This window comes from Peribacillus sp. R9-11 (genome assembly GCF_031345095.1).
Classification (GTDB): Bacteria; Bacillota; Bacilli; order Bacillales; family DSM-1321; genus Peribacillus; species Peribacillus butanolivorans.
Window position 1 is genome coordinate 5,347,493 of the sequence record NZ_CP133763.1, and the last position, 24,458, is coordinate 5,371,950.

Here is a 24,458-nt window from a genome sequence, read left to right on the forward strand (position 1 = left end):
ATGAGCGATGCCTTCTCCTTTACTTCACCACATAATTCAATGCCGTGCGCAACTGAATATCATTGTCTTCATCCTGAATTTTTTCCAGAATTGCGGTTTCTAGGTGTGCAGCGGTTTTAGTGTCCAGTTTACCAGTCACTTTCAAACCATACTGCTTTTGGAATGCTTTAACTGCTATCTCTGTACTCCAGTCATAATAGCCATCTTCACGTCCCGTTTCAAAACCAAGTCCTTTTAAAATAGTTTGGGCATATTGAATTTGTTCATCAGTCATATCACGCTGAAGTACCTTTTCAACGGACAGCTGATGGGCATCAAAGAAATCCGGCTGTTTTACTTCAATTGTAGGCTTAATCCCCTTTTTATGAATCCAGTTCCCAGATGGCGTCAGCCACTTGTATAGCGTAAGTTTAATCTTGCTGCCATCTCCCATTGGTACAGCCTGCTGTACAGTTCCCTTGCCGAAGGTCTTCTCACCTATCAATGGGTAGCCCCCCGCCTCCTGCATCGCACCAGCCAGGATTTCTGAGGCCGAGGCACTGCCCTTATCCGTCAAGACGGCGATTGGATAATCCTTTTCTTTATTTAGATTTGTAAAAAAGGATTGCGTTTCACCCGTTCTCTCAGCAATTTGTAAATATGGTTTATCCTTTGTTATAAACTCTCCAAGTATCGTTTCCACACTCGATAGGAGGCCGCCTGGGTTGCCGCGCACATCTATGACCAATCCTTTAATCCCTTTCTTTTCTAACTCCTTCATCTGCTTTTTAAAATCAGATGCGGTATTTTCCGAGAAAGTGGTTAATTCGATATAGCCAATTTGCTCTCCCGCCGCTTCTTTAATCGATGAAAAAACAGTGTCAAGTGGAATTTCAGCACGAACCATATTGAATTCAATTGGATTTGAAACCCCCGCACGCTTTATTTCCATTTTAACGGCTGACCCTTTTTCACCACGGATCTTTAAGCGTGTTTCATACAAATCCAAACCTTCGACACTTTCATCATTCACCTTAAGGATTTGATCCTTCGGCTTTAACCCCGCTTTTTCAGCAGGGGAGTCTTTGTAAGGAGACACAATAATGACCTTACCATCTTCCATCCCGATTTCCGTACCGATCCCTTCAAACGAGGAATCTAAAGTTTCATTAAATTGCTTAGCGGTTTCCTTGTCCATATATACGGAATATGGATCTTTCAAAGCTGACAGCATACCTTGAATGGCACCTTCGACAAGGTGAGAACCGTCAACCTTGTCCACATACTGATTTACGATCAAACCATAAGCTTGTTCCACTTTTGCCCATTCCTTATCTTTTATTACCATTTGGTTTTCCTGTTTTGTCTCATTCTTACCTGGGGAGCTTGTCCAATATATGCCCCCCCCTGCCCCAATAACTAATGACATAATGATTGCTAGAGGAAGTACCCATTTTTTGACCATATTTATCCCCATTTCTGCCCTGATATGTATTTCAATATATGAGCAGCTTGGAGGAAATATGCTTGTAGACAATAGTGAACACAACAAAAAAACAGACTAGAATTTTATCCTAGTCTGTTTTTCTATTGATGTATTGGGTATTAATTAGGTATGTAGTTTAATGGATTTACTGCATTTGACTTGCTATAATTCCATGCACCTTTATGTAGCTCAAAGTGTAAATGCTGACCGTATGAATGTCCTGTGTTCCCCATAATACCAATTTGTTGACCTTTGGCAACAACAGAACCAGTACTTGCTTGTCTAGAGCTTAAATGTGCATACACCGTTGTCCATTGCTGACCACTGATTGAATGGGTAACAAAGATAACATTACCGTATGTACTAGAGAAGTAAGAACGGCTTACAACTCCGTCTGCTGCCGCTACAACAGGAACCGTTCCACTAGCAGCAATATCAATGCCGGCATGCTGTTTATTCCAACGTTCACCCATTGTTGAAGATACATATCCTGCACTTGGTCTAGTAAAAGTACCCGATGAAACAGCTGGCACTTGACTTACATTAGACGAAGATTGGGATGATGATGATGGTGATGGTGATGGTGATGAACTGTTGCTTTTTGCACTAGCCCCTGAAGAAGATTGTTTTTTTGATTCAGCTGCCTGTGATGCCGCTTGTGATGCTGCTTGTGCCGCTGCTTGCTCTGCACGTTTTTTCGCTTCGGCTGCCGCTTTTTTACGAGCTGCTTCCAATTCTGCAAGACGGTTTTGTTCTAAGTTGATAGCCGATTTGATAGCAGTTTCTTGAGCAGCAAGGTTCGCTTTTTCTTCCTCTAAGCCCATTTTCTCATCTTCATGTTTTTTGGTTTGTTGCTTTAATTTCTTAACTAAAGCAGCCTTTTCTTGCTTCTGCTGTTTTTGTTGCTTTTGGATTTCCAAAAGTTCGGCTTTGGCTACTTCTAAACTAGCAAGCTTCTTTTCAACAGCTGTCTGCTTTTCTTCTAGGTCCTTTTTATCCAACTCATGCTGCTTTAAAATATCCCGATCGGCTTCAGCAATTGTCGCTACAGCTCCGACGCGGTCAATTAAATCACCGAAACTGGATGATCCGAATAACACTTCTAGGTAGTTCACGTCCCCACCAGTCTCTTGGAAAGAACGCGCCCTTTCCTTCAATACTTCATTACGTTTGGCGATCCGTTCTTTTAATACTTTAATCTCTTCTTTTAATGCTTCAATTTCTTTTTTCGTTTGTGTAATTTCAGCATTCTTAGCATCGATTTTTTTTGTCGATTCTGCAATTTTTGCTTCAATGGCTGCAATTTGTTCCTCTGCCGTCAATTGTTTATCCTGCAGGTTATCGATTTTTTTCTCAGTATCGGAAATATTCGATTCAACACCCGAACGTTTCTCCTGAATAGATTCTTTCTTTTGTTGCAAATCTGAAAGCGATTCAGCATAAGCCGAAGGTGCGACTAAAATGCTCCCCAACCCGATCATTATCGAAGCATTCATGGCAATGATATTTTTTTTCAACGTTTCATTTCCCCTTTCAATCCCGTCACATCTAACGCCTTGTAACGTCTCTCTATTTGTACTAGGCTTCTTTTGACATTCGAGTGTAAAAGAAGGTGTGAAGATACATTTTTATACTTTTAAGAACTTCCTAACGGACATCAAGCTGCCCCATATCCCGATAACGGCGCCTATTGCAATAAGAATGGCCGAAACTTGATAAATAAACGGGCTTGCAGGTAGAAAATCTATGAATTTAAACGTAATCTGTGGTGCTGCATATTTATAAATATTGTAATAGAGTACTGAAATCAGACCAATTGGCACGATTGAACCGAGAATTCCCAACCAGAGTCCCTCTAAGAAAAATGGCCAACGGATAAAGTTATTTGTTGCTCCTACTAATCTCATAATCTCAATTTCTTTTCTTCTAGCTACAATTGTAATTTTAATAGTATTCGAAATAAGGAACATCGCAGTAAAAAGCAAACCTACAATAAGAACGATTCCTATATTTCTGGCTATATTCACGAAACTGAATAGTTTCTCGACGTAGCCTTGTCCATATTTAACACTCTGGATATATTCAAAACCTTCAATTTTTTTTGCCACCTTGATGACATCTTGCGGAGATTTCGTTTTGATAATGTAAACGTCCCTTAATGGGTTGTCCTGTTCAAATGGTTTGAAGGCATCACCATTATCGCCTAAATCATCTATTAAATTGGTGAGCTCTTCATCTTTTGGAGAGAATATGACTGTTTCGATGCCGCTCATCTCTGTAATTTTCTTACCGATTGCTTTTATATCGTCATCATTCGCAGCATTATCAATATGTGCACGAACTTCGACATCCTTCTCCACATTTCCCGCGATATGATTTAAATTCATCATGAGCACTAAAAAAACGCCAACCAATGTTAGAGTGACTGTTACTGCACTGACTGATGCAAACGTCATCCAACCATTACGGCCAATATTTTTAAAACTTTCACGGAAGTGACGGAGTAATGTTCTAAATTTCATATCCGTAATCACCTCGATGTTCGTCTCGAACTATTTTTCCACTTTCAATGGCAATGACACGTCGTTTAATATTGTTAACGATGTCCCTATTATGTGTGGCCATGACGAGTGTTGTTCCACGATTATTAATTTCTTCAAATATGTTCATAATTTCCCATGATGTTTCAGGATCTAGATTCCCTGTAGGTTCATCGGCGATAACCACCTTAGGGTCATTGACGATCGAACGTGCAATCGCAACCCTCTGCTGTTCTCCACCAGATAGTTCAGAAGGTAGCATTCTAGCTTTATGTTTAATCCCTACTAGATCAAGAACTTCCATGACTCTCATTTTAATTTCTTCTGGTTCTTTTTCGATAACTTCCATCGCAAATGCAACATTTTCATAAACTGTGAAGGTTTGAAGGAGTTTGAAATCTTGGAATACCATACCGATATTACGGCGGAATAGAGGAACTTTCGAATTGCGGATACTTGGAAGGCTGACACCATTTACCAAGATATTACCACTTGTCGGCTTTTCTTCCCGATACATCATTTTGATGAAGGTCGATTTACCGGCACCGCTGGGTCCTACTACATAAACGAATTCGCCTGGTTTTATTTTTACATTGAGTCCATTAATGGCAATTACGCCATTAGGATAGGTCTTTTTCACATCTATCATTTCTATCATTCTAAAACCACCTAATTTGCTTGTTTTTATATCTATGTAACTAAGCTTTTTCGACAATTTTCACTGGAATCTGACAGGAATCTTTCTTACTAGAGCACAGAAACATTATAACATCTAATTTTGTCAAATTAAGAATAAAAATATTACAGTTTCATTTCAGTGAGAAAGATTATCAACATCTACGTAATAATTCTAGGATTAGTTTTCTTGATTAGGGATTAGATGTGGGTTTTCTGTGGATTTAAAAGGAGGATAAATGAAACGCCCCGCTGTATGCAGAACGTTTCTATAGTCGTTATTTATGTTCAGCAAGCCATTCAGCAACTTTGCTCGCTTCGGTTCCCTGAATTATACCTTTTGGCATTGCTCCTTGACCCTTTGCAATGACTTGCTCGATTTCTTCTTTTGATAATCTCGAACCAACTTTCGTTAAATTCGGTCCTACGCCACCTTCAAGATTTACTGCATGACAGCTTGAGCATTTGTTTTCATAAATTTTCGCTGCATCTCCTGCATCTACGGTTGTAGTTTCGTTCTTATCACTTGCTGGCTCATTATCTGCATTATCATTGTTTCCTCCGCATGCAGCCAAGGCGAGAGACGTACCCATTAATAAGGCTAACCATTTCTTTTTCATAGAATTTACCCCCTCTGATTTATACCAGTACAGAAATATTATACCAATTTTAATCTAGTTTAAAACCCTCCCCAAGTACTTCCGATGCATCCATTACGATCACAAACGCTTTAGGGTCAACAAGTTTAACCAATTGTTTCAATTTAGTGAATTCCGACTGGTCTATTACACACATCAATATTGGACGAGTATCATCCGTATAGCCGCCATACCCGGAAATTCGTGTTACTCCCCGGTCTAGCTCATGTAAGATAGCATTCCTTACTTCCATTTCATTATTCATGATAATTAATGCCATCTTAGAACGATTCAACCCAACCTGAACGAGATCAATCGTCTTGCTTGTCACATATAAACCTATTAACGCATAAAGCCCTTTTTCAATATCAAAGACAATCGCAGCGCTTAAGACAATGATTCCATCAATCACAGCTACACATGTCCCTAATGACATATGGGTATACTTATGAATAATCTGCGCCGCTAAATCCGTTCCCCCTGTGGAACCCTTCCCGCGGAAAACAATTCCTAACCCAAGGCCCACCATAATTCCCCCACATATTGAACCAAGCAAAGCATCATTCGTCCATGGCTCCCAATCCTTTGTAAGGAAAACAACAAGCGGTAAGAACAAGGTTCCAATCAGACTCTTGGCACCAAAATGCCGTCCAAGTATAATAAGTCCAGCAATAAATAAGGGAATATTACATCCCCACAGAACATAGGCTGGCTCCCAACCGAGCGTAGAATCGAGAATCGTACTAATTCCGCTGACTCCGCCTGAAGCAATTTGGTTGGGAAGCAAGAATACATTAAAACCAATTGCAATAATAGCCGAACCGACAATTACCAACCCATACTCCATTAACTTTTGTATCAAAGGGTGCTTCTGCTCCCGGTATCTTTTTCTCATTCTATATTGTCTCCTAAAAAACCATCATTTTTTATCTAGTATTGGCCGAACGTTGTATTGCATCCCCTATAAGATCCTGTAAAAGTCAGCCAAATGACTTTTACAGTGGTAGTAAATTGAACTTCCATGTATACGTAATCATAAAAAAAGCCGAACCAGAAAATCCGGCCCGACTTTTACTTCTTATAATTTTGAACGTAAATAAGCATCAATGAACATATCGATATCTCCGTCCATGACAGCTCCCAAGTTTCCTGTCTCCGCACTAGTACGGTGGTCTTTTACCATGGAGTAGGGATGGAAGACGTAAGAACGAATTTGGCTTCCCCAGCCAATTTCCTTTTGCTCTCCGCGAATTTCATCCAAATCGGCTTGCTGTTGTTCAATTTCAAGTTGATATAATTTGGCTTTCAGCATATTCATGGCTTGAGCCTTGTTTTTGATTTGCGATCTCTCGTTTTGGCACGTTACCACAGTATTTGTAGGTAAATGCGTAATCCTTACGGCTGAGTCAGTTGTATTGATATGCTGACCACCTGCCCCACTTGCCCGGTACGTATCAACCTTCAGATCTTCCGTACGAATTTCTATATTAATCGTCTCGTCGAATTCAGGCATAACTTCGCAAGAAACGAATGAAGTATGACGGCGCCCTGATGAATCGAAAGGAGAAATTCGAACTAGACGGTGAACACCTTTTTCTGCTTTCAAATAACCATATGCGTTATGGCCCTTAAACAGAAGCGTGACACTCTTGATTCCAGCTTCATCACCTGGAAGGTAATCAAGGGTTTCTACTTTAAAGCCCCTTTTTTCACCCCATCTTGTATACATACGAAGCAACATTGAACCCCAATCTTGGGACTCAGTTCCACCTGCACCAGGATGCAATTCCAGAATTGCATTTTTCGAATCATATTCTTCACTTAGTAAAAGTTGAAGTTCAAATTCATTCATCTTTTGTGAAAGAATCGTGATTTCTTCTACCAACTCAGCAAGAAGTTCTTCATCGCTTTCTTCTTTCACTAATTCATACGTCAAATCCAGATTTTCATATGCATCATTCAAATCGGACAATTGATTGACTTGATCTTTCAATGCATTCGTTTCATTGATGACAGTCTGTGCTTTTGACTGATCATTCCAAAAATCAGGGTGTGTCATCTCATTTTCTAGTTGTGCGATTCGTGCCTCTTTTTCATCTAAGTCAAAGAGACCCCCTAAAGTCTGTTAATCGTTGTGCGGTTCGTTCAAGTTCATTTCTAATTTCTGCTAATTCCATTTCTCTTCACCTCATTAAGTATGTTAAAAAAACCCCTGTACAGGGATGTGTTTCAGTACCAATAAACATCTTCAAACTATACGCAAACTAAACATGAAAAGAGGCGGCAAGTTCTTACACCGTCTCTCTTATCATTATACACCTAACTTTAGGCTAAATTACCATGGCAATTCTTATATTTTTTGCCGCTGCCACATGGACATAAGGCATTTCGCCCGACTTCATCCTTTTTACGAGCTGGAGCCTTCTTCACTTTTCCTCCATCTTCTTCCTTCGGATTGACCGCTTGTCCTTTTATGACTTCTTTCCGCTCTAAATTGTTGCGAATTTCAGCTTTCATAATGTATTTAGCGACTTCATCTTCCATGGAGGCAATCATGGCTTCAAACATTGCGAAACCTTCTGATTGGTATTCACGAAGTGGGTCAATTTGACCATAAGCACGAAGGTGAATCCCTTGACGCAATTGTTCCATAGCATCGATATGGTCCATCCATTTGCTATCCACCGCACGAAGAACGATAACCTTTTCAAACTCTCGCATTTGATCTTCTGAAAGCTCTGCTTCTTTTTGATCATAGTCTTCTTTCACTTTATCTAAAATAAATTCAACCAATTCCGATTCATTTTTTCCTTCTAAATCTTCTATTGTGATTGAACCTTCATTGAATAGGTTACCATTCAAGTAATCGACAAGACCTTGTAAGTTCCAGCCTTCTTCATCACCCATTGGGGCAAACGCAGCAACATTGCGCTGAATGGATGCCTCAATCATCGTCTCAACAATTTCACGTAAGTTTTCACTTTCCATCACATCAAAACGCTGTTTATAGATGATTTCCCGTTGTTGACGTAGGACATCGTCATACTGCAGCAATTGTTTACGCGAATCAAAGTTATTCCCTTCCACTCGTTTCTGAGCAGATTCAACGGCTCTCGTCACCATTTTACTTTGAATTGGCTGTGAATCATCCATACCAAGACGTGCCATCATACTTTTCATATTATCCGAACCGAAGCGTCGCATCAGTTCATCTTCCATTGATAAATAGAATTGAGTAACCCCAGGATCTCCCTGACGACCGGAACGACCACGCAACTGGTTATCTATCCTTCGACTTTCATGACGCTCCGTACCGATAACAGCAAGGCCGCCAAGTTCTTTGACACCTTCGCCAAGCTTGATATCCGTACCACGGCCAGCCATGTTAGTAGCGATTGTAACTGAACCTTGATTACCTGCATTCGCAATGATTTCTGCTTCACGCTCATGATTCTTTGCATTCAAAACATCATGAGGTATACCTTTTTTGGATAAATACGCAGAAATGACTTCAGACGTTTCAATGGCAACAGTACCAACAAGCACTGGCTGTCCTTTTGTATAACGCTCAGCGATGTCTTCCACAACAGCGCGGAATTTCCCATCCGTTGACGCGTAAATAAGATCGGCGCGGTCATCACGAACAATATTCCGGTTTGTTGGAATCGCAATAACATTCATATTATAGATATTCCGAAATTCCTCTTCCTCTGTCTTAGCTGTACCTGTCATACCAGAAAGTTTTTCGTACATCCGGAAATAGTTTTGGAACGTGATGGTTGCAAGAGTCATGCTTTCATTTTGAATTTCAAGGCCCTCTTTTGCTTCAATTGCCTGATGAAGACCTTCACTATAACGACGGCCCTTCATTAAACGGCCAGTGAATTGATCGACGATGACAATCTCGCCATCTTGAACAACATAATCCACATCCAAATGCATGGAAACATGCGCCTTCAGAGCCTGATTAATATGATGGTTTAAGGTAACATGGTTGATATCGAACAAGTTATCGATATTAAATGCTCTTTCAGCACGGTTCATACCTTCTTCGGTCAGCTGAACACCTTTTGTTTTTTCATCATACGTATAGTCCGTTTCTTTTTGTAACGTCCTCACAAACGCATTTGCTTGGATGTAAAGCTGTGCCGATTTTTGCGCTGAACCAGAAATAATCAATGGCGTTCTCGCTTCATCAATCAAAATCGAATCGACTTCATCGATGACAGCAAAATGCAACGGGCGCTGTACCATTTGTTCTTTATACAAAACCATATTGTCACGCAAGTAATCAAAGCCTAGCTCATTATTCGTGCTATAAGTAATGTCAGCATTGTAGGCAGCTTGTTTTTCTTCTTTAGAATGACTGTTCAAATTCAACCCAACAGTCAAACCCAGGAAATCATACAATACACCCATCTCAGTTGCATCACGGTGCGCCAAGTATTCATTGACAGTCACGACATGCACACCTTTACCAGTAAGCGCATTTAAATAAACCGGCATGGTTGATGTTAATGTTTTACCTTCCCCCGTTTTCATCTCAGAGATGTTTCCATCATGAAGTGATGCCCCACCCATGATTTGAACACGGTAAGGATACAAACCAAGAGCTCGTTTTGCCCCTTCACGCGCAACCGCAAAAGCTTCAACAAGCAAATCATCCACGGTTTCCCCGTTTTGATAACGCTCCTTAAACTCCTCTGTTTTGGCGCGCAACTGCTCATCCGATAACGCAGCTGTCTCATCAGCCAGCGCTTCGACCTGATCAGCGACTTTTTCCAGACGCTTAATTTCTCGCTTATTCGGATCAAAAACTTTATTTAATATATTAAGCATTCAATAACGCTCCTCTATTATGGTAATGATCATTCAATAACACATTCATATAAGTAAGAAGAAACACACCTTCTGTTAATACTAATCCAAGCTTAATTTTAACACTTCTATTCTAGAGGTACAACTTCATGTCACTCTATGTCTATGGACCTGAATTCAGTTCTTACGAAAAACATTGGATAAAAGAGGGGTAAAACTGTTAAAATAGAGGGAAGTAGCAAAAGTACATTACACACTCCCCACTTTTCACATGAGTCCTTAACAAGACAAACGAAAATGCGAAGTAAGCACAACCTTCTATCAATAGAAATTTTTGGTCCCTCTATGACTGATAGTCAGTTGAAGCAATCTAGCTTTTCAGGCTTCCTATTCCTGTGATTTTATGTGGGTTTAAAACTTATAAATCGAAGATAAATAGAACATGTTTCGAGGTGGTATTGTTGATTGGTGAACGTGTAAAAAAACTGCGAGAAGAAAAGAAAATGTCAATGACTGAACTAGCCGATAAAGCCGGAGTAGCAAAGTCATACTTAAGTTCGCTCGAGCGTAACTTACAAACGAATCCTTCTATTCAATTTCTCGAAAAAATCTCTTCTGTACTTAACATTCCTGTAGATGCCCTTCTTTACGATGCACCAAATAAGGAATCCTTGGACACTGACTGGATGAAAATTGTTGAGGAAGCTATGAATTCTGGCGTTTCAAAACAACAATTCAGAGAGTTCATTGAGTTTAATAAATGGAGAAAAGATAAGCAAGAATAGATGAATTCTAAACTATCTTCACAAACATAAATAGTACCGCTCTATCAAACTAGTATTGATAGAATTTCAGAAAATAAAATAATCCCTATAAGCAGCTATGTTGTAAATCAACTGTTTATAGGGATGTTTTTTTCATTCCTTTTTGGTTCTTAGTTTTCATTGTTCTGCTCTAGTGGCACATTTAGATTCTCTTTTTTTAAAAAAGCACTAATTTCTTCTTTCTTAAAACCCAATTTCCTAGCTTCTGAAATCAACTTCACCCATTCTTGATCCACTTCCACGTTAACCACCTCTTTTATCCTCCTAAAATACTACTTGTATGTATTTCAGGCAGACCAGCCATCTTAGCATTAAGCAAACTTAGGCCTGTGCCTTTGCGCCCTCATCTTTCGCTGAGCTTGCCTTTGTCAGGGAAATTATTACAAAAACTATATTTATTAAGTTATTATAGCGAATATTTGCTCCAAATATTGCTACTTTATGTCGCTAAATTACCACAATGCACAACTTTTTATCGACAAAATATTACAAAATCAAGAAATCCATGATATTTTTTGTCTATTTCATGTACAAAACAAGATGGTTCAAATGATTCACGTTCGTTTTTTTATAAAATTATAAACATTGCCCTTCTTATTCAAACGATGGGGCATATTAATTCTTTCCATAATAAGTGCATCAAAGGCTTTTTGCGCAGACAAGTCCTCACCGCAGGTCGGACAAAGCCAACCTCCATATTCTGCACTGCTAAAAGACGCTCTATGACATGTATAGCAATTTTTCTGATACAAAAATCCAACTCCTCTGCACCATAATCAAATCATTTTATATAAATAAATTATTGTTCTTTTTAAAGAACTTTAATCTGAGTATAGTGCAATAGGAGGGGTTATTTAAATAGGTATAAGTACCTATTTATCTTATTAAAGAACGGAAAATGTTCTTTTTAAAGAAAATACAATACATTCCATACTTCATTGTGTTTTTTAGAGAACAATGAAATTCCCAGGAGCCAACCAATTAATCGATACTATTTGATACCTTGTTTTCAACAGATGGATTTTACTTATTATCACATTATCAAAACACTTATCAAATTGCCGAAAGATCATTAAGGAAAAAGGAAGGAAATATAAACAACCATTGACTTCTATGGTTGAAATCGGTGGTTATTTTTCCAGAGCTTATAGAACTCCTTAGCCCAAATGAACATTGCAATAGATGGAGTAAAATTTAAAAAGCACAACCCATAGTCTGGGTTGTGCTTTTGTTTATAGATTCATATTAACTAGGTTCAATTAATCCGTAGCGCCCATCTTTACGACGGTACACAACGTTCGTTGTATTTGTATCCGCATTGGTGTAAACGAAGAAACTGTGACCAAGCATATTCATTTGCAGAATCGCTTCTTCACTATCCATTGGCTTCAAATCAAAGCGCTTATTGCGGACTACTTCAATATCAGTATCATCTTCAAATTCATCCACCACTTCATCAATTTCCGTATTAAAGGCGAACGCCTCAGGAGTTGTAGATAAGTTGTTACGGAATTTACGATTGACTTTCGTTTTATGTTTACGAATTTGGCGTTCAAGCTTGTCATTAATCAAGTCAATAGCAGCATACATATCCGCATTTTCCTCTTCAGCGCGAAGAACCAAATTCTGCATAGGAATCGTCACTTCGACCTTGGATGTATTATTGTTAACTTTCAAATTCACTAACACATTTGCATCTGGTGTATTGTTAAAATATCGTTCTAACTTGCCAATTTTCTTTTCGACGTATTCTCGAATTGCTGGAGTTACCTCAATGTTTTCACCGCGTACGTTGTAATTCATAAAGTGAGTCCTCCTTAAATTAAGACTATACAGTTAGATTCTACAATACCCCTCCGGTTTCCTTTAGAAACACATCATGAAATATGTCGAGATTATGAAACAATTGTCGGAAGGTTAGGAAAGGGTTGATGTCTGCCCTAGCTTTATTATAACAAATACAAAGCTATAAAGAAAAAATTAAGCCCTTAATATTTACAGAAAATTTAAAAACAATTAACATTAAAACTGTTTGCAATTAAAACGGCTGATTAATATCTAATTTCTTTTATCGTAGAACACGCCATCTGTGGATAATGATTGATAAGGGTTCACATATTTATTAGTAGATTCTTTTTTGAGACTTAGCTGTTTAATATCGCGTTGGATTTCTACTTTTTGTTCTTCTAGAAGTTGTGAAACTTTTTCGTTGAGTTCGATTAACTTCTTCCCTAAATCCTGTTCAGAATCAGAAAAAGGCGGTTGAATCCCTGCCATCAACTTCTCCCGCTCCTCAAGCAAGGCCTCAACCTTTTCAATTTTCCGGTCCCGATCCTGCTCATTTTCCAACGTCGAAAGTAATTGGTTCGTTGCCTCATAAAAATGTTGAATAGCTCCCATTATGCTTGACCACTATTGGCAAATTGCTTCTGGCGGTTCAACTGAATAGCTTCCTTCCATGTATCGCGAAATTCCATGACAAACCCTTCAACCTCTTCTAAAATATCCAGATCACTTTTAATGTTGGCTTCAATCAAGCGTCGATTCAAATAATCATAAAGGGACATTAATTCCTTGGATATAGCCAAATCCATTTTTAATGTGACCATTAGCTCCTGAATGATTTTTTGCGCTTTAATTAAATTCGTGTTTTTTTCTTGAAAGTTTTTTTCCGCAATTGCTTTTTTGCCCAATGTAATAAACTTAAGGCATCCATTATAAAGCATTAACGTAAGTTCACCTGGAGAGGCAGTATTCACCGAATTTTGTTGATAAGATTGGTAGGGATTATTGATTGCCATCATTCAAACTTCCTTTCTAAAATTGCTTAGCTGAAATACTGAGATAGGCTGCTGCTTTGACTATTCGCTTTCGAAATCGCTTTCTCCATGGCTGTGAATTGATTATAATAGCGGGTTTCTAAAGCCTTAAGCTTGTCTTGCCAACTATCTATTTTCGTATTGTAGCTATTTAAGAGTTTTCCAATCGTGAAACTTGAATTATTAACAGAAGTCGCTTTACCTGCTTTATCTTGGATATTAGTCATCGTCGCTTTGATATCAGCCCTCAACCTTTTGGCCAATCCCATTTCACCAGTTGTTTCTCCTGATTTCATAAACAAATCATAAATTTTGTTTGGATCCTCTGAAATAGCAGCACGCAGTTTTTCTTCGTTAATGGTTAACTTACCACCTTCAAGATAGTTACTTGTAGTAGTTATTCCAATTTCACTTAATGAGTTGACGGAGTTGCTTCCACCAACAGAGGTATATAGCGAGGTCCGCATTTTCGTAAGGAGACCCGTCAACATAGAATCTCCCCGAAGTGTCCCACTCTTTGCCTTCGTTTCCCACAGTTTAATTTCATCCTCAGTCATGTCTTTCCTTTGTGCCGTGGTCAACGGTTGGTATTCACGGTACTTTGTTTCATCTGTCTTCGTTTTGATGTTAGCGATAATCTCATTGTACTTGTCAACGAATTGGGTAACAGTATCTAGAACTGCGTCTACATCTGAGGTAGACGAAAAGGTTACCGGACCCGTATTCCCCTGTTTAAGAGTAATTTCAACACCGTTAATGGTGAATGTGTTGGCGGAACGTTCAATATCCAGACCGTTATAATTTAAGGTTGCATTTTGACCGGCCGTTCCTCTACTCGCTCCAACAGCAACTATATTATTTTCATCTAAATTTAGGAGATCCGTAAAGAGTGTACCACTCAAACCAATTTCTGCAGTAACACTCGTTCCATCTTCTCTTGTTAATCCATCTGGAACTGCCCCCGTGTTTTTCGCCGTAAATGAAATCTGTTTCGTGTTCTGATCATAAAAAGCGGTAACACCTGAATTAGCATTAATTTTTGATATTAAACTATTTAACGTATCAGTATCTTCAATTTTTGTTGTAAAGGTATTTAAAGAACCGTCCTTATTAATCGTTTCAATTTTTATTTCCTGTCCTATATACGCTTCAGGAATGATATCTGTTGCTTTTTCAACTCCCACTGCCCCATTACTGAGCATAGTTGCTGCTGAAGCTAATTTTCCTACTGTCAAAGTCCCAGAAAAATCAACCGTTGAATTGATATTCTTTACTGAGATTGCATTAGGATCAGAAACTGACACTGTTTTCTTAATAAAGGATTTTTGCATCCCCACTCCATCTTTAATAAGGGTATCCAGTTCCAACAATAACTTATTGATCTCACGATAATCATCTCGCTGCCATTCAGCATTTTGTTTCTTTTGTTCTAGCGTATCCAAAGGAACACGTGCAGCCTGCATCATACTGCTAACAAGCGCGTCAATATCCATCCCACTCGCTAAACCGTTAATTCTTACCATCGTAACATCACCTACCTATACTTTTTCATCTACCATAATACCGACGAACTCGGTCATCGCTGCATAAAAGTCTAAAAGCTTCTTTGGTGGGATTTCCCGAATCGTTTCATCGGTTACGTCATCCACAACCTTGACATAATACTCATTCAATTTTTCATGATATTCAAAACGAACTGCCGTATGTGTTGGATTCAGAAAGGTGTTTAAACTATCAACTACATCTTGAACCCTTTCTTTTGAAGGCTCAATATTAGATTCCGCACTTTGTTCTGAATAGGTAACTGTATTTATTTCTCTCTGATAGTAGGAACTAATTCCATCTGAAATTGCTGTTCTAAGTTGTGAGGAAAGAATATTCGTGGATAAACTCTCCAGCATCTTAATGCCCCCAATGTATTATCTTTATTTTTTATATCGGTAATTACTATTTTATATTTAGGCTTTCAACATTTCTTAAGAAGTAAGATATACGGGATTTATTTAGTAAGCATCTATTTAAAACCTTGGAAACTTTGATTATACCTATGACTTTCTGTATTCTTCGATAATTATTCTTTTACTAACTCTCTATGAAAAAGGATTCTACCTTAGCGAGTTTAATATGGACTATTAAATAATACTTTAGCAATTTAATTTCCTTAGAAACGAAAAAAGACTCTAGAAAAATTCTAGAGTCCTTTTTTTCTAAACTGTAGAGTAAAAATTAACGTAATAACTGAAGAACACCCTGTGGTTGTTGATTAGCTTGAGCCAACATTGCTTGAGCTGCTTGAGAAAGAATTGAATTCTTAGTTTGGTTCATCATTTCTTTTGCCATATCAACGTCACGTACACGAGACTCAGCAGCAGTTAAGTTTTCTGAAGCATTATTTAGATTATTGATTGTATGCTCCAAACGGTTTTGAACTGCTCCTAGATATGAACGACCTGAAGAAACAGATTCTATTTGAGCCTGTACAGCAGTAACAGCAGCATCAGCACCTGCTTGAGTTGATATATCTAATGCAGCAACAGCAGTGTGAGCAGCAGATAAATCAACACCTACAGTAGTTAGGTCGATGTCAATTGTTTGACCTGCATCAGCGCCAACTTGAATTTTACCGTTTGCGTCTGAACCGTCCAGCAATTTTTTTGTGTTGAAAGTCGTATTGTCTTTAATACGCTCTATTTCTGAAGAAAGTTGTGCAAATTCATCTTGTAAAGCTTTACGATCTGCATCTACATTTGTGTCATTTGATGCTTGAACTGCTAATTCACGCTGACGTTGAAGGATAGAATGTACTTCATTAAGTCCTCCCTCAGCTGTTTGAATTAAAGAGATACCATCTTGGGCGTTACGAGAAGCTTGGTCAAGACCACGAATTTGCCCACGCATTTTTTCAGAAATAGCAAGACCTGCTGCGTCGTCACCTGCACGGTTGATGCGAAGACCTGAAGCAAGTTTCTCCATTGATTTAGATTGTGCATTTGTTGCACTTGATAATTGACGGTGTGTGTTTAGAGCTGCGATATTGTGATTAATAATCATTTTTGTTTCCTCCTTGAGTTTTAAGTTCCCACATCCATGTGGTTTTTTACGATGAATAGTGAATAAGACTCCCGTCTATTTCACTACTTATCGTTGTATGTATAATATCGACGTGCGTAGAAACATATTTAGAGATTTTAAGATTTTTTCTTGAAATGTTCATATAAATTTTCCAGAATACTGGTTTCTGTTTTAGTAGCTTCATTATTTTCTTGCTGAATTGATAGATAGATTTCTTTTCGATGAATCTCCACATTTTTTGGAGCATTGATACCAAGTTTGATCTGTTCGCCTTCTATAGCTAAGACCGTAATTTCAATATCATTACCTATCATGATCGATTCATTAGATTTTCTAGTTAGAACAAGCATTATTTTTCCTCCTGTTCTACTGAAGGTTCAATAAGAAGATGCTTAGTCATGTAGCCACTTCCATTCATGATAAACTGCTTTCCTGTTTTTTTAGAGCTATTTAAAATGATAGGTGCTTGAAGATTAGCGGTCGTTTTCTTGAAAGGTTCGTGGATTGTTAAAATGACGAACGTAATAACCTCCTTTTCTGCTTCTATTTGCAAAGTAGATAGTACCTCATCAGAAAGCTTCACTTCATAATCATGAAAAATATCAAAAGGGTTCAAAATAATAAAAGCAACCTCTTTTGTTGTTAGAGATTGCAGAACGACAAATGGTGTTTCCTCCAAAGCTAGCAAACAAAACTGTTTTTCGTCTAAAAACCCTGGTATCCCGCTTTCAAATGTATAAATGTTTTCTTGTGCTATCTCTATTTCGCCATGAAATTTTGTTTGTCTATTCATATATGTTTTCACTCACCTATCTCATCTGGAAACAAATTAATGAAATCTATATCCAGCGAATTTTCTTGTAAAACTTCCACTTCTACATTACCTGGCGTGTATGTATGGTTTGGCTTATTAACCTGCACATCGATGATCGGTTTTTGAGGGGTTGCTTCTATTTCTACCTGAGCCGGTTGATAGTCCAGCTGAACACTGAAATGAGAGGGAATCCAGCCGAGATTGAATTGCTTTTCTGGCCCCTTGCTGTTTCGCTTCGCCTGAACCACGATTGCATTACCTCCGTTTTCAATATGTCTCAACTCCGTGCCCTGCTGTGACCTTCTTTCCATACCTGCCAGCCAATCCTGATAGCCCTGCTGTGCAAATTCCTCAACTCGCTTGGATAGGCTTTTCAAATCCATATCTTCTCTCGCTTTTGTTTGATCAATCGTTAGCTTCCCTGGGGTTATCTGAATTTCTAAGATTGCTCTCGGCTGTTCAATTGATTGGTCCGCTGCCTTCTGTTCAATTTCCTGTACAGGTTGGTCTATATTCAATCCAATCTTCATTGAGGAAGACTGCAATTGTATTTGTGGCATTTGCATCCTTATCGCTCCTCTCCTTATAGAAAAAAAGCTACCCATTTAGGAATAGCTTAGCGAAGAAAATCTAGTAAACTCGGTTGGATGATTCTTGCTCCAACACTTAATGCAGCACTATGAATACTTTCCTGGGTCGTTAAATCCATTATCGCCTTTTCGATATCGACATCCTCATTTTTCGAAAGGATTTCTGTAGCAAAAACTTCCTGCTGCTTTAGGCGGTCCGTCATCAATTCAATTCGATTCTGCCTGGCACCAACCTGAGCTTGCATAGCTAAGAATGTATTGATAGTTTCGTCAATTCCTTCCAGTGTGCTACTCACGTCACCGCCGTTTTCAAGTGCATCGATCGTTTGATCAATGCTGCCGCCAATAGCAAGCGCATCTCCAAAAAGCTTGGATCCGTCTGTATTAATCTGAATAGTAATCCCAGAAAATACTTCAAGATTAATAGCTCCTGTGCCGTACAATATATTCCCATCACCATCTTTAACGGAAGATGGTTTCACATTCGTATTCTGACCGTTAAAAATATATTTCCCACCAATCTGGGTATCACCTATACTTACGAGATGTTCTTTTAATTGCTTAATTTCTTCTGATACACTTTCAAACTGTTCTCCATCATAGGTTCCATTACTACCTTGAACGGTTAACTCACGAATCCTTTGCAGAACGGAAACTGCTTCACTAATGGCATCATCTGTACTATCAATCCAGTTAGTTGCCTCCGAGATGTTACTTGTATACTGCTGGATTTGATTGAGATTGATCCGGTACCCCATTCCCATCATTGCAGCAACAGGATTATCGGATGGTTTAGAGAATTTTTTTTGAGAAGAGACTTGTTCCTGCAACTTGCCCATTTTTTCGTAACTTCTGCTTAAATTACTTAACATATTATTGGTTAGCATGGATTGCGTCACTCGCATATTTTCTCACTCCTATTATCGGCCTACCGTACCCATTCCGTTAATGATTTTATCGAGCATTTCATCCATCATCGTCATCATTCTTGCAGAAGCATTGTAAGCTTGCTGGAACCTAATCATATCTGTCATCTCTTCATCTAAGGATACAGAACTGACAGAGTCTCTATTTTGGTTAACGGATGTAGCAAGCACTACAGAGTTGGAAAGATTCTTTTGAGCACTTTGTGAATCAACACCCAATTTCCCAATAATCCCGGAATAATAGGTGTCAAAGGTCCCAGTTAACTCCTTAGAATTTTGGTCTTTAGTTGAGTAATCACTAAAAGCTTTCTTTTTCAAATCAGCTAAGAGTTTAGCATTTTCATTATCCCCAGAAGCTCCTCCACTATTACCACCTGCGGCGATTAATGAAGGGTCCTTCAATATCTCACTATTCACCTTGATGCTTTCAGCAGCACTCTTACCTGGTTCAATTTCAAAAAAGTTTAATGTCGATGTTTCACTAGCTCCTAACGCATACCCCTGCTTATGAATAGCATTAAACTCATTCACAAAAGCCGTTGCCATATTATCCAGCTTCTGCAGCATATCAGGATAGGTTCCTCCGATTGTACCATCACTCTTTTTATAGCCAAAACTGTTAATCAACCCGGATAGCTCTCCTGAAAACTTGTACTCCGTTAATGTTTTCGAACCAAATTTCACTCCATCTACCATACCTGTCGATTTATCATAGCTAACTTCAACTTTTGAAGTTCCAAGCATCCCAGTTTGGTTAACACTGACTAGATTGATAGGTGGCACATAAGAAGAACCGTCTTCTTGCATTAATTCAATGTTGTATAGTCCTGTTGCTACATCACTAGCTTTGCCATAATCAGTTGGAATGACGTTTTTTACGTTTATACTGACAAGCTGAGAGAGGCTGTCTACAAGTAAATCACGTTTATCGTAAAGTTCATTCGGGATAATCCCATGCGGCTCTACTTTACTAATTTGCTGGTTAAGTTGATCAATACTGCTAATAAGCAGATTGATTTCGTTCGCTTTAACGTTTATTTGATTTCCGATATCCGTTTGAACGCTTTTTAGCGAATTGTAGTAGTAGTTAAGGGTATCCGCGACCATAACGCCTGTTGAGGCAACAACCTCACGAGCCCCTGAGTTTTCCGTGTTGGCCGTTAACCCCTGCAGAGAATTCCAGAATTTTCCCACCATTGCAGCTAACCCGCTGTCGGTTGGTTCATTCATGATGCCTTCCATTTTAGACAATGATTCGCTCATCGCCCCGTAAAAACCGATTTTATTACTTTGAGTCCTGTATTGCGAGTCCAAAAAGCTGTCTCGGATTCGCTGTACAGTTTCTGCAGCCACCCCTGTCCCGAGTTGACCTGCTACACGAGGGCTGTTTAATCCGACGGTAGGAAACCCAGATGTCTGTACCAAGTTAACACGCTGCCTTGAATATCCTAATGTATTGGCATTGGCAACGTTATTTCCTGTAGTATACAAGGCTCCTTGTGAGGTCGATAATCCACGTTTAGCTGTTTCAAGCCCCATAAAGGTTGAAATCATTTGCTCAAACCCCCATCTTTTTCTGTTTCTTATGCTTTCGAATCAAATATGCCTATACCGCTTTTTGTTGGCTTTTTAACGGACTTCCCGTAGTTCATATCCTGGGTTTGCGGTCTCAGCATATCTAAAGAGACATTAATGAATTGAAGTGACTGATAGATTAATTGCTGATTTAAAATGTTCCGCTCTTTCAGCTTAGCTACTTCATCGATTAGCTCTTTTTTTAGTCGTTTTAGTGCAGCCGTTTCAATTGGTTCTGTTAATTCCATTACTGTGTCGATGGAAGCAGTCTGTCTCACTGCTCCTTTTGCTGTAAAAAATCCCTCGACTGCTGCTTCTCTTTCTTTATCCGTTTGACTGATTGCTTTAATATGCTTTTGTTCTTCGATCAGCAGGGCGGTAATTGCCTCAGTGTCGCTAGCTTTTAAAATGGTTGTTTTTCTTAAGGCTAATTGATTGAAGCTTTTATGAAGCTTGATCAATTTTTCAACCGACTCGATGATGTTTCGTGCAGACATTCTTACTCCCTCCTCTGCTCATGAATGATGGACGGAATATGTTTCCGTTCACAATAATCAAACGTTTATTAATAATTTATTTTCGATAAAAATCAATAATGCCTTTTGCTGTCGCCTGTGAATTCAATTTATAATTTCCATTTTCTACTTGGATTTTCAGTTCGTCCACTTTTGCTTGTCTTGCAGCAGGAATTGGAGATAATTGCTGCATTTCTTTTGCCGCTGAAGAAATTTCAACTTTATCTGAGGCATTGACCTTAGATTCTTTGACATTCCCCGCTTTATTGGCTTGAAGATTATACGGGTTAATCCCTGTCATACCGACGTTATTGATTTTCATATTCCAGATCCTCTCCTTCGGCCGATTTTCTTTATCTAATCTTATATATAACTTCATATTTCGATTCCTTTAACAGACCATGAGAATGACTCTTGGCTGTGTTTATTCTCCCTATCATTAATATCGACAAGGACTTATTTTTTTTTATGTTTTCCTGTAATCTTTCCTTCGACAACCATTGTCGAATTTTGTTCTCAATACCGAATATTCTAACAAAATACCAATCATGAAGCCAAGGATTATCCTTCGTGATTATCTTTAATATAATACGTATTTTTTTTATTTCGTTCTTGTATTTTAGTTAGGCACTTTTCTTCATCTTCAAAAGTCTGCAATTCAGAGCGAAGGGAATCGCTGCATTTGCTACATAATCTCCCACTTTGAATGTTGGTCCCGCATTTTTCACAAGGAATGCCTAGGTTAGGAAATTGGGAAATTCTCAGTTTTCCTGTTTTTACAAATTTAATAATCAAATCTTCTTCCACGCCTGTGGCCTCAACCACTTGCATCATTAACGCCGTTCGATTACTTTTCTTGCGAATGTAGGCATACACTTCATCAAATTTAGCTTCTTCTTCTTTATAGCAAGCATCGCAAACATCACGAAATTTTGTTTTAACAAATAACGAATTACAGTTTTGACAGTTGAACAAATCCATTGAGGACCCCTCCTTTACTATCACAATGATTGTTCTTCAGTACTGTATATATCGAATATTAACACCGATACTTTAGAAGGTTTATAAAAAATATTCGGTTTTACCTAGCCAGAGTAATTGATGAAACTTCTGTGGCACCAGCGGTTTTCAAAGCCTTAGCCGCATGCCGGAGTGTTGAGCCTGTTGTGTAAATGTCATCCACGATCAAGATTGATTTTTGCTTTAATAAATCCGGTTTGGTGACCTGAAAAACTTGTGGCAATGATATCCGCTCCTCACGTGACTTTTTCGATTGTTTTTCCGTATGAAGGCGCGTTAATAGCTCAACCGTGTTAAGGCCTAGCAGATCTGTCAAAGCCTGCGCCTGATTGAAACCCCTCTCCATCAGACGTTCATTACTAAGAGGAATGAACGTTACCAAGTCAAAATCCATGTCTTTTAGTTTGTCTTTTAAAAAGGGAACGAAGGCCTCAGCCAGTGCATAATCTCCTCGGTACTTATATTTCGCAATCATGTCTTTCAGGAATTCATTATAATGAAAAAGCGATATGTTTATGGACAAATACCCGCTCCATTTCTTATCTTTTTCCCATCTCACACAATCCAAACAAAGATCCTCGATGCGGTAATTCTTATCAAGCTCTCGAGAGCAAATCGAGCATGCCTCACCTGCTAACTTTTTAAGTTTCCCTTCACATCTTTCACAGATTGTCATTGCCTCTTTCTTCAGTAATAGACTTCTCCACGTCAATACTGCTTTCATTTCTTCAACACAAAATAAGCATCTAGCCATCCAGCAGACCTCTTTTCCAGGCCTCTTTATTCATCATTTGTATATGGCAGATCGCCTCGACCATAGCTTTGCTTTTTCCGTAATGAAAAAAAGTGATAGTACCCGTTGGATAAGTAAAGCTTCTGCCGACGCGGCCGGCAATCTGGACGAGAGCACTCTCAGAAAACACCTCATGTTCAGCACCAATCACGGCTACGTCTAGTCGCTCAATTGTCACCCCGCGTTCTAAAATCGTCGTGGTCAATAATCCAGGGACCTCGCCATTCCGTAATGCCTGTACTCTTTCTTTTCGTTCAGGGTGCTGTGAGTGAACGGTCTCCAATTTAGGGGATAGTGTTTGAAACAACGGAATTACCTGTTCCATCACCTGAATGCTCGGAAAAAATAATAATAGAGGAATCTTCAGCTGAAGACGTTCGCTTACCCAACTGGCAATCACAGGAGGAATCTTTTTTTGGAGATATTGTTTTTGCCAATTGCCGCTCCATTTCATTTCAGGAACAGGGATCGGCTTATGATGGTAACGGGCAGGGATTGTCACGGCTTGCAGTTTCCCGCTACGGTAAGATCGTTGCATCTGTTTAGAAGGAGTGGCAGTTAAGTAGATAGTTGTAGCAGAGGGCTTTTTGGATTTATTAACCGCATAATGTAGAGAATCATCAATAGAGTAGGGAAACGCATCGACTTCATCAATGATGACTACATCGAAGGCTTCAGAAAAACGAAAAAGCTGATGTGTGGTGGAAACGGTTAGCGGCGAAGCTTTGCTTCGGTCTTCGCTGCCTCCATACAGAGCGGATACCTCAATGGCTGGAAAGGCTCTTTTTAACCGGGGTGACAGTTCGAGAACGACATCGGTCCGAGGTGTTGCCATACAGATTCGTTTTCCGGCAAGCAAGCCCGCCTCAATGCCAGCAAATAGGACTTCCGTTTTACCAGCTCCGCATACGGCCCATACCAGTAATTCACCTTTTCTTTTTACAGCCTCAACGACACAGTCCGAGGCCGTTTGCTGACCTGAAGTTAGAGTTCCATCCCAGCTCATTACTTTGTCAGGAACCGCAAACTTCAAATCAGGACCGATCCAGCCGTATAATTTTGCACATTCACTGACCCGCCCCATCATGATACAGGCTCGGCAGTAAGTACAATCTTGATTGCAAATTTTACACGGAAACGTATAAAACAAAGCAGAATTTTGGTTACCGCATCGTACACAATTGTACTGACCATTCACACATTGCACGCCGGAAGTCACAGAGACATAGCCGTGCTTTATTTGGTCGGAAATGATTGCCGGGGAAAAAGGAATTTCGGAGGCCAATAACAACCTTCCTGTGAGGTGATTCTGAAGTTCTGGGGAAAAAGGGGGAGAACTAATCGTATTTTCCAAACTATAACCTTCTTTCTTTC

General features: G+C 39.1%; 26 protein-coding genes and 1 riboswitch. Of the genes, 1 reads left to right on the top strand and 25 read right to left on the bottom strand.

Translation table 11 applies throughout. The features are described 5' to 3' along the window. Positions 1–19: 19 nt before the first annotated feature. From RE409_RS26060 to secA, 8 genes are all read right to left on the bottom strand, one after another. The gene (locus RE409_RS26060) at positions 20–1,444 is read right to left on the bottom strand and encodes a S41 family peptidase (RefSeq protein WP_201187371.1); all 1,425 of its coding nucleotides are present in this window, start codon (positions 1,442–1,444) and stop codon (positions 20–22) included. Positions 1,445–1,584: 140 nt separating this feature from the next. After that, positions 1,585–2,982: a murein hydrolase activator EnvC family protein gene (locus tag RE409_RS26065; protein ID WP_201254082.1), complete on the bottom strand. Its 1,398-nt coding sequence runs from the start codon at positions 2,980–2,982 to the stop codon at positions 1,585–1,587. Positions 2,983–3,093: 111 nt separating this feature from the next. Further along, positions 3,094–3,987, bottom strand: a complete 894-nt coding sequence (gene ftsX / locus RE409_RS26070; protein WP_201187375.1) for a permease-like cell division protein FtsX — start codon at positions 3,985–3,987, stop codon at positions 3,094–3,096. After that, positions 3,977–4,663: a cell division ATP-binding protein FtsE gene (gene ftsE, locus RE409_RS26075; RefSeq protein WP_201187377.1), complete on the bottom strand. Its 687-nt coding sequence runs from the start codon at positions 4,661–4,663 to the stop codon at positions 3,977–3,979. The genes ftsX and ftsE overlap by 11 nt, the downstream gene beginning before the upstream one ends. A 295-nt stretch (positions 4,664–4,958) precedes the next feature. Next, positions 4,959–5,300, bottom strand: a complete 342-nt coding sequence (gene cccB / locus RE409_RS26080) for a cytochrome c551 (RefSeq protein ID WP_201187379.1) — start codon at positions 5,298–5,300, stop codon at positions 4,959–4,961. Positions 5,301–5,349: 49 nt separating this feature from the next. Then, complete coding sequence (locus RE409_RS26085) at positions 5,350–6,165, bottom strand: YitT family protein (RefSeq protein ID WP_376106588.1); 816 nt, start codon at positions 6,163–6,165, stop codon at positions 5,350–5,352. Positions 6,166–6,396: 231 nt separating this feature from the next. Continuing rightward, a protein-coding gene (gene prfB, locus RE409_RS26090) for a peptide chain release factor 2 (protein ID WP_235569524.1) occupies positions 6,397–7,495 on the bottom strand; the annotation gives its coding sequence in 2 pieces (ribosomal slippage) (positions 6,397–7,431 and positions 7,433–7,495; 1,098 coding nt in all). Positions 7,496–7,643: 148 nt separating this feature from the next. Beyond that, positions 7,644–10,157, bottom strand: a complete 2,514-nt coding sequence (gene secA / locus RE409_RS26095) for a preprotein translocase subunit SecA (protein ID WP_201187380.1) — start codon at positions 10,155–10,157, stop codon at positions 7,644–7,646. 440 nt (positions 10,158–10,597) lie between these two features. Between secA and RE409_RS26100 the strand changes: the two genes are divergently transcribed. After that, positions 10,598–10,921 (top strand): helix-turn-helix domain-containing protein, encoded by a 324-nt coding sequence (locus RE409_RS26100; RefSeq protein ID WP_201222652.1) that lies wholly within the window; start codon positions 10,598–10,600, stop codon positions 10,919–10,921. A gap of 149 nt (positions 10,922–11,070) precedes the next feature. Here RE409_RS26100 and RE409_RS26105 read toward each other — a convergent pair whose 3' ends face one another. The 17 genes from RE409_RS26105 to RE409_RS26185 all read right to left on the bottom strand — a co-directional run bounded on the left by RE409_RS26105 (position 11,071) and on the right by RE409_RS26185 (position 24,168). Next, complete coding sequence (locus RE409_RS26105) at positions 11,071–11,211, bottom strand: anti-repressor SinI family protein (protein WP_309558283.1); 141 nt, start codon at positions 11,209–11,211, stop codon at positions 11,071–11,073. A 36-nt stretch (positions 11,212–11,247) separates the two neighbouring features. After that, positions 11,248–11,334: riboswitch (cyclic di-GMP riboswitch) on the bottom strand. A gap of 871 nt (positions 11,335–12,205) precedes the next feature. Next, positions 12,206–12,763: a ribosome hibernation-promoting factor, HPF/YfiA family gene (hpf, locus tag RE409_RS26110; RefSeq protein WP_053348571.1), complete on the bottom strand. Its 558-nt coding sequence runs from the start codon at positions 12,761–12,763 to the stop codon at positions 12,206–12,208. A gap of 255 nt (positions 12,764–13,018) precedes the next feature. Further along, complete coding sequence (locus RE409_RS26115; protein ID WP_053348570.1) at positions 13,019–13,360, bottom strand: flagellar protein FliT; 342 nt, start codon at positions 13,358–13,360, stop codon at positions 13,019–13,021. After that, positions 13,360–13,761 carry a flagellar export chaperone FliS gene (gene fliS / locus RE409_RS26120; RefSeq protein ID WP_116821167.1) on the bottom strand — a complete coding sequence of 134 codons (402 nt, stop codon included), beginning with the start codon at positions 13,759–13,761 and terminating at the stop codon, positions 13,360–13,362. The genes RE409_RS26115 and fliS overlap by 1 nt, the downstream gene beginning before the upstream one ends. 26 nt (positions 13,762–13,787) lie before the next feature. Further along, entirely contained in the window at positions 13,788–15,302 is a 1,515-nt protein-coding gene (locus tag RE409_RS26125; RefSeq protein ID WP_309558284.1) for a flagellar hook-associated protein 2, read from the bottom strand. A gap of 15 nt (positions 15,303–15,317) precedes the next feature. Further along, on the bottom strand, positions 15,318–15,680 hold the full coding sequence (flaG, locus tag RE409_RS26130; RefSeq protein WP_309558285.1) for a flagellar protein FlaG: 363 nt from the start codon (positions 15,678–15,680) through the stop codon (positions 15,318–15,320). Between the two features lie 325 nt (positions 15,681–16,005). Next, complete coding sequence (locus tag RE409_RS26135; RefSeq protein ID WP_201187384.1) at positions 16,006–16,830, bottom strand: flagellin N-terminal helical domain-containing protein; 825 nt, start codon at positions 16,828–16,830, stop codon at positions 16,006–16,008. A gap of 137 nt (positions 16,831–16,967) precedes the next feature. Further along, positions 16,968–17,201, bottom strand: a complete 234-nt coding sequence (csrA, locus tag RE409_RS26140; protein WP_056524408.1) for a carbon storage regulator CsrA — start codon at positions 17,199–17,201, stop codon at positions 16,968–16,970. Continuing rightward, the gene (gene fliW / locus RE409_RS26145) at positions 17,201–17,644 is read right to left on the bottom strand and encodes a flagellar assembly protein FliW (RefSeq protein WP_201187386.1); all 444 of its coding nucleotides are present in this window, start codon (positions 17,642–17,644) and stop codon (positions 17,201–17,203) included. The genes csrA and fliW overlap by 1 nt, the downstream gene beginning before the upstream one ends. An 8-nt stretch (positions 17,645–17,652) precedes the next feature. Beyond that, positions 17,653–18,231, bottom strand: coding sequence for a DUF6470 family protein (locus RE409_RS26150; RefSeq protein WP_309558286.1), 579 nt, complete (start codon positions 18,229–18,231; stop codon positions 17,653–17,655). A gap of 50 nt (positions 18,232–18,281) precedes the next feature. Continuing rightward, positions 18,282–19,160 carry a flagellar hook-associated protein FlgL gene (flgL, locus tag RE409_RS26155; protein ID WP_057215936.1) on the bottom strand — a complete coding sequence of 293 codons (879 nt, stop codon included), beginning with the start codon at positions 19,158–19,160 and terminating at the stop codon, positions 18,282–18,284. 15 nt (positions 19,161–19,175) lie between these two features. Next, positions 19,176–20,735 (bottom strand): flagellar hook-associated protein FlgK, encoded by a 1,560-nt coding sequence (flgK, locus tag RE409_RS26160; RefSeq protein WP_309558287.1) that lies wholly within the window; start codon positions 20,733–20,735, stop codon positions 19,176–19,178. 29 nt (positions 20,736–20,764) lie between these two features. Beyond that, complete coding sequence (locus RE409_RS26165) at positions 20,765–21,253, bottom strand: flagellar protein FlgN (RefSeq protein ID WP_201187394.1); 489 nt, start codon at positions 21,251–21,253, stop codon at positions 20,765–20,767. A 76-nt stretch (positions 21,254–21,329) separates the two neighbouring features. Further along, positions 21,330–21,593 carry a flagellar biosynthesis anti-sigma factor FlgM gene (flgM, locus tag RE409_RS26170; protein ID WP_201187396.1) on the bottom strand — a complete coding sequence of 88 codons (264 nt, stop codon included), beginning with the start codon at positions 21,591–21,593 and terminating at the stop codon, positions 21,330–21,332. Between the two features lie 239 nt (positions 21,594–21,832). Continuing rightward, a complete protein-coding gene (locus RE409_RS26175) occupies positions 21,833–22,252 on the bottom strand; it encodes a TIGR03826 family flagellar region protein (RefSeq protein ID WP_098177201.1) in 420 nt (139 codons plus the stop codon). A 100-nt stretch (positions 22,253–22,352) separates the two neighbouring features. Continuing rightward, on the bottom strand, positions 22,353–23,045 hold the full coding sequence (locus RE409_RS26180) for a ComF family protein (protein ID WP_309558288.1): 693 nt from the start codon (positions 23,043–23,045) through the stop codon (positions 22,353–22,355). After that, positions 23,038–24,168: an ATP-dependent helicase ComFA gene (locus tag RE409_RS26185; protein ID WP_309558289.1), complete on the bottom strand. Its 1,131-nt coding sequence runs from the start codon at positions 24,166–24,168 to the stop codon at positions 23,038–23,040. The genes RE409_RS26180 and RE409_RS26185 overlap by 8 nt, the downstream gene beginning before the upstream one ends. Positions 24,169–24,458 lie beyond the last annotated feature (290 nt).

Bases quoted from the DNA above. Each gene is read 5' to 3' on its own strand.
- RE409_RS26060 (WP_201187371.1), bottom strand. From the start codon at position 1,444: ATGGTCAAAAAATGGGTACTTCCTCTAGCAATCATTATGTCATTAGTT.
- ftsX (WP_201187375.1), bottom strand. From the start codon at position 3,987: ATGAAATTTAGAACATTACTCCGTCACTTCCGTGAAAGTTTTAAAAAT.
- ftsE (WP_201187377.1), bottom strand. From the start codon at position 4,663: ATGATAGAAATGATAGATGTGAAAAAGACCTATCCTAATGGCGTAATT.
- cccB (WP_201187379.1), bottom strand. From the start codon at position 5,300: ATGAAAAAGAAATGGTTAGCCTTATTAATGGGTACGTCTCTCGCCTTG.
- RE409_RS26085 (WP_376106588.1), bottom strand. From the start codon at position 6,165: ATGGAGTATGGGTTGGTAATTGTCGGTTCGGCTATTATTGCAATTGGT.
- secA (WP_201187380.1), bottom strand. From the start codon at position 10,157: ATGCTTAATATATTAAATAAAGTTTTTGATCCGAATAAGCGAGAAATT.
- hpf (WP_053348571.1), bottom strand. From the start codon at position 12,763: ATGAATTACAACGTACGCGGTGAAAACATTGAGGTAACTCCAGCAATT.
- RE409_RS26115 (WP_053348570.1), bottom strand. From the start codon at position 13,360: ATGGGAGCTATTCAACATTTTTATGAGGCAACGAACCAATTACTTTCG.
- fliS (WP_116821167.1), bottom strand. From the start codon at position 13,761: ATGGCAATCAATAATCCCTACCAATCTTATCAACAAAATTCGGTGAAT.
- RE409_RS26125 (WP_309558284.1), bottom strand. From the start codon at position 15,302: ATGGTAAGAATTAACGGTTTAGCGAGTGGGATGGATATTGACGCGCTT.
- flaG (WP_309558285.1), bottom strand. From the start codon at position 15,680: ATGCTGGAGAGTTTATCCACGAATATTCTTTCCTCACAACTTAGAACA.
- RE409_RS26135 (WP_201187384.1), bottom strand. From the start codon at position 16,830: ATGATTATTAATCACAATATCGCAGCTCTAAACACACACCGTCAATTA.
- csrA (WP_056524408.1), bottom strand. From the start codon at position 17,201: ATGCTTGTTCTAACTAGAAAATCTAATGAATCGATCATGATAGGTAAT.
- fliW (WP_201187386.1), bottom strand. From the start codon at position 17,644: ATGAATAGACAAACAAAATTTCATGGCGAAATAGAGATAGCACAAGAA.
- RE409_RS26150 (WP_309558286.1), bottom strand. From the start codon at position 18,231: ATGCAAATGCCACAAATACAATTGCAGTCTTCCTCAATGAAGATTGGA.
- flgL (WP_057215936.1), bottom strand. From the start codon at position 19,160: ATGCGAGTGACGCAATCCATGCTAACCAATAATATGTTAAGTAATTTA.
- flgK (WP_309558287.1), bottom strand. From the start codon at position 20,735: ATGATTTCAACCTTTATGGGGCTTGAAACAGCTAAACGTGGATTATCG.
- RE409_RS26165 (WP_201187394.1), bottom strand. From the start codon at position 21,253: ATGTCTGCACGAAACATCATCGAGTCGGTTGAAAAATTGATCAAGCTT.
- flgM (WP_201187396.1), bottom strand. From the start codon at position 21,593: ATGAAAATCAATAACGTCGGTATGACAGGGATTAACCCGTATAATCTT.
- RE409_RS26175 (WP_098177201.1), bottom strand. From the start codon at position 22,252: ATGGATTTGTTCAACTGTCAAAACTGTAATTCGTTATTTGTTAAAACA.
- RE409_RS26180 (WP_309558288.1), bottom strand. From the start codon at position 23,045: ATGGCTAGATGCTTATTTTGTGTTGAAGAAATGAAAGCAGTATTGACG.
- RE409_RS26185 (WP_309558289.1), bottom strand. From the start codon at position 24,168: ATGGGGCGGGTCAGTGAATGTGCAAAATTATACGGCTGGATCGGTCCT.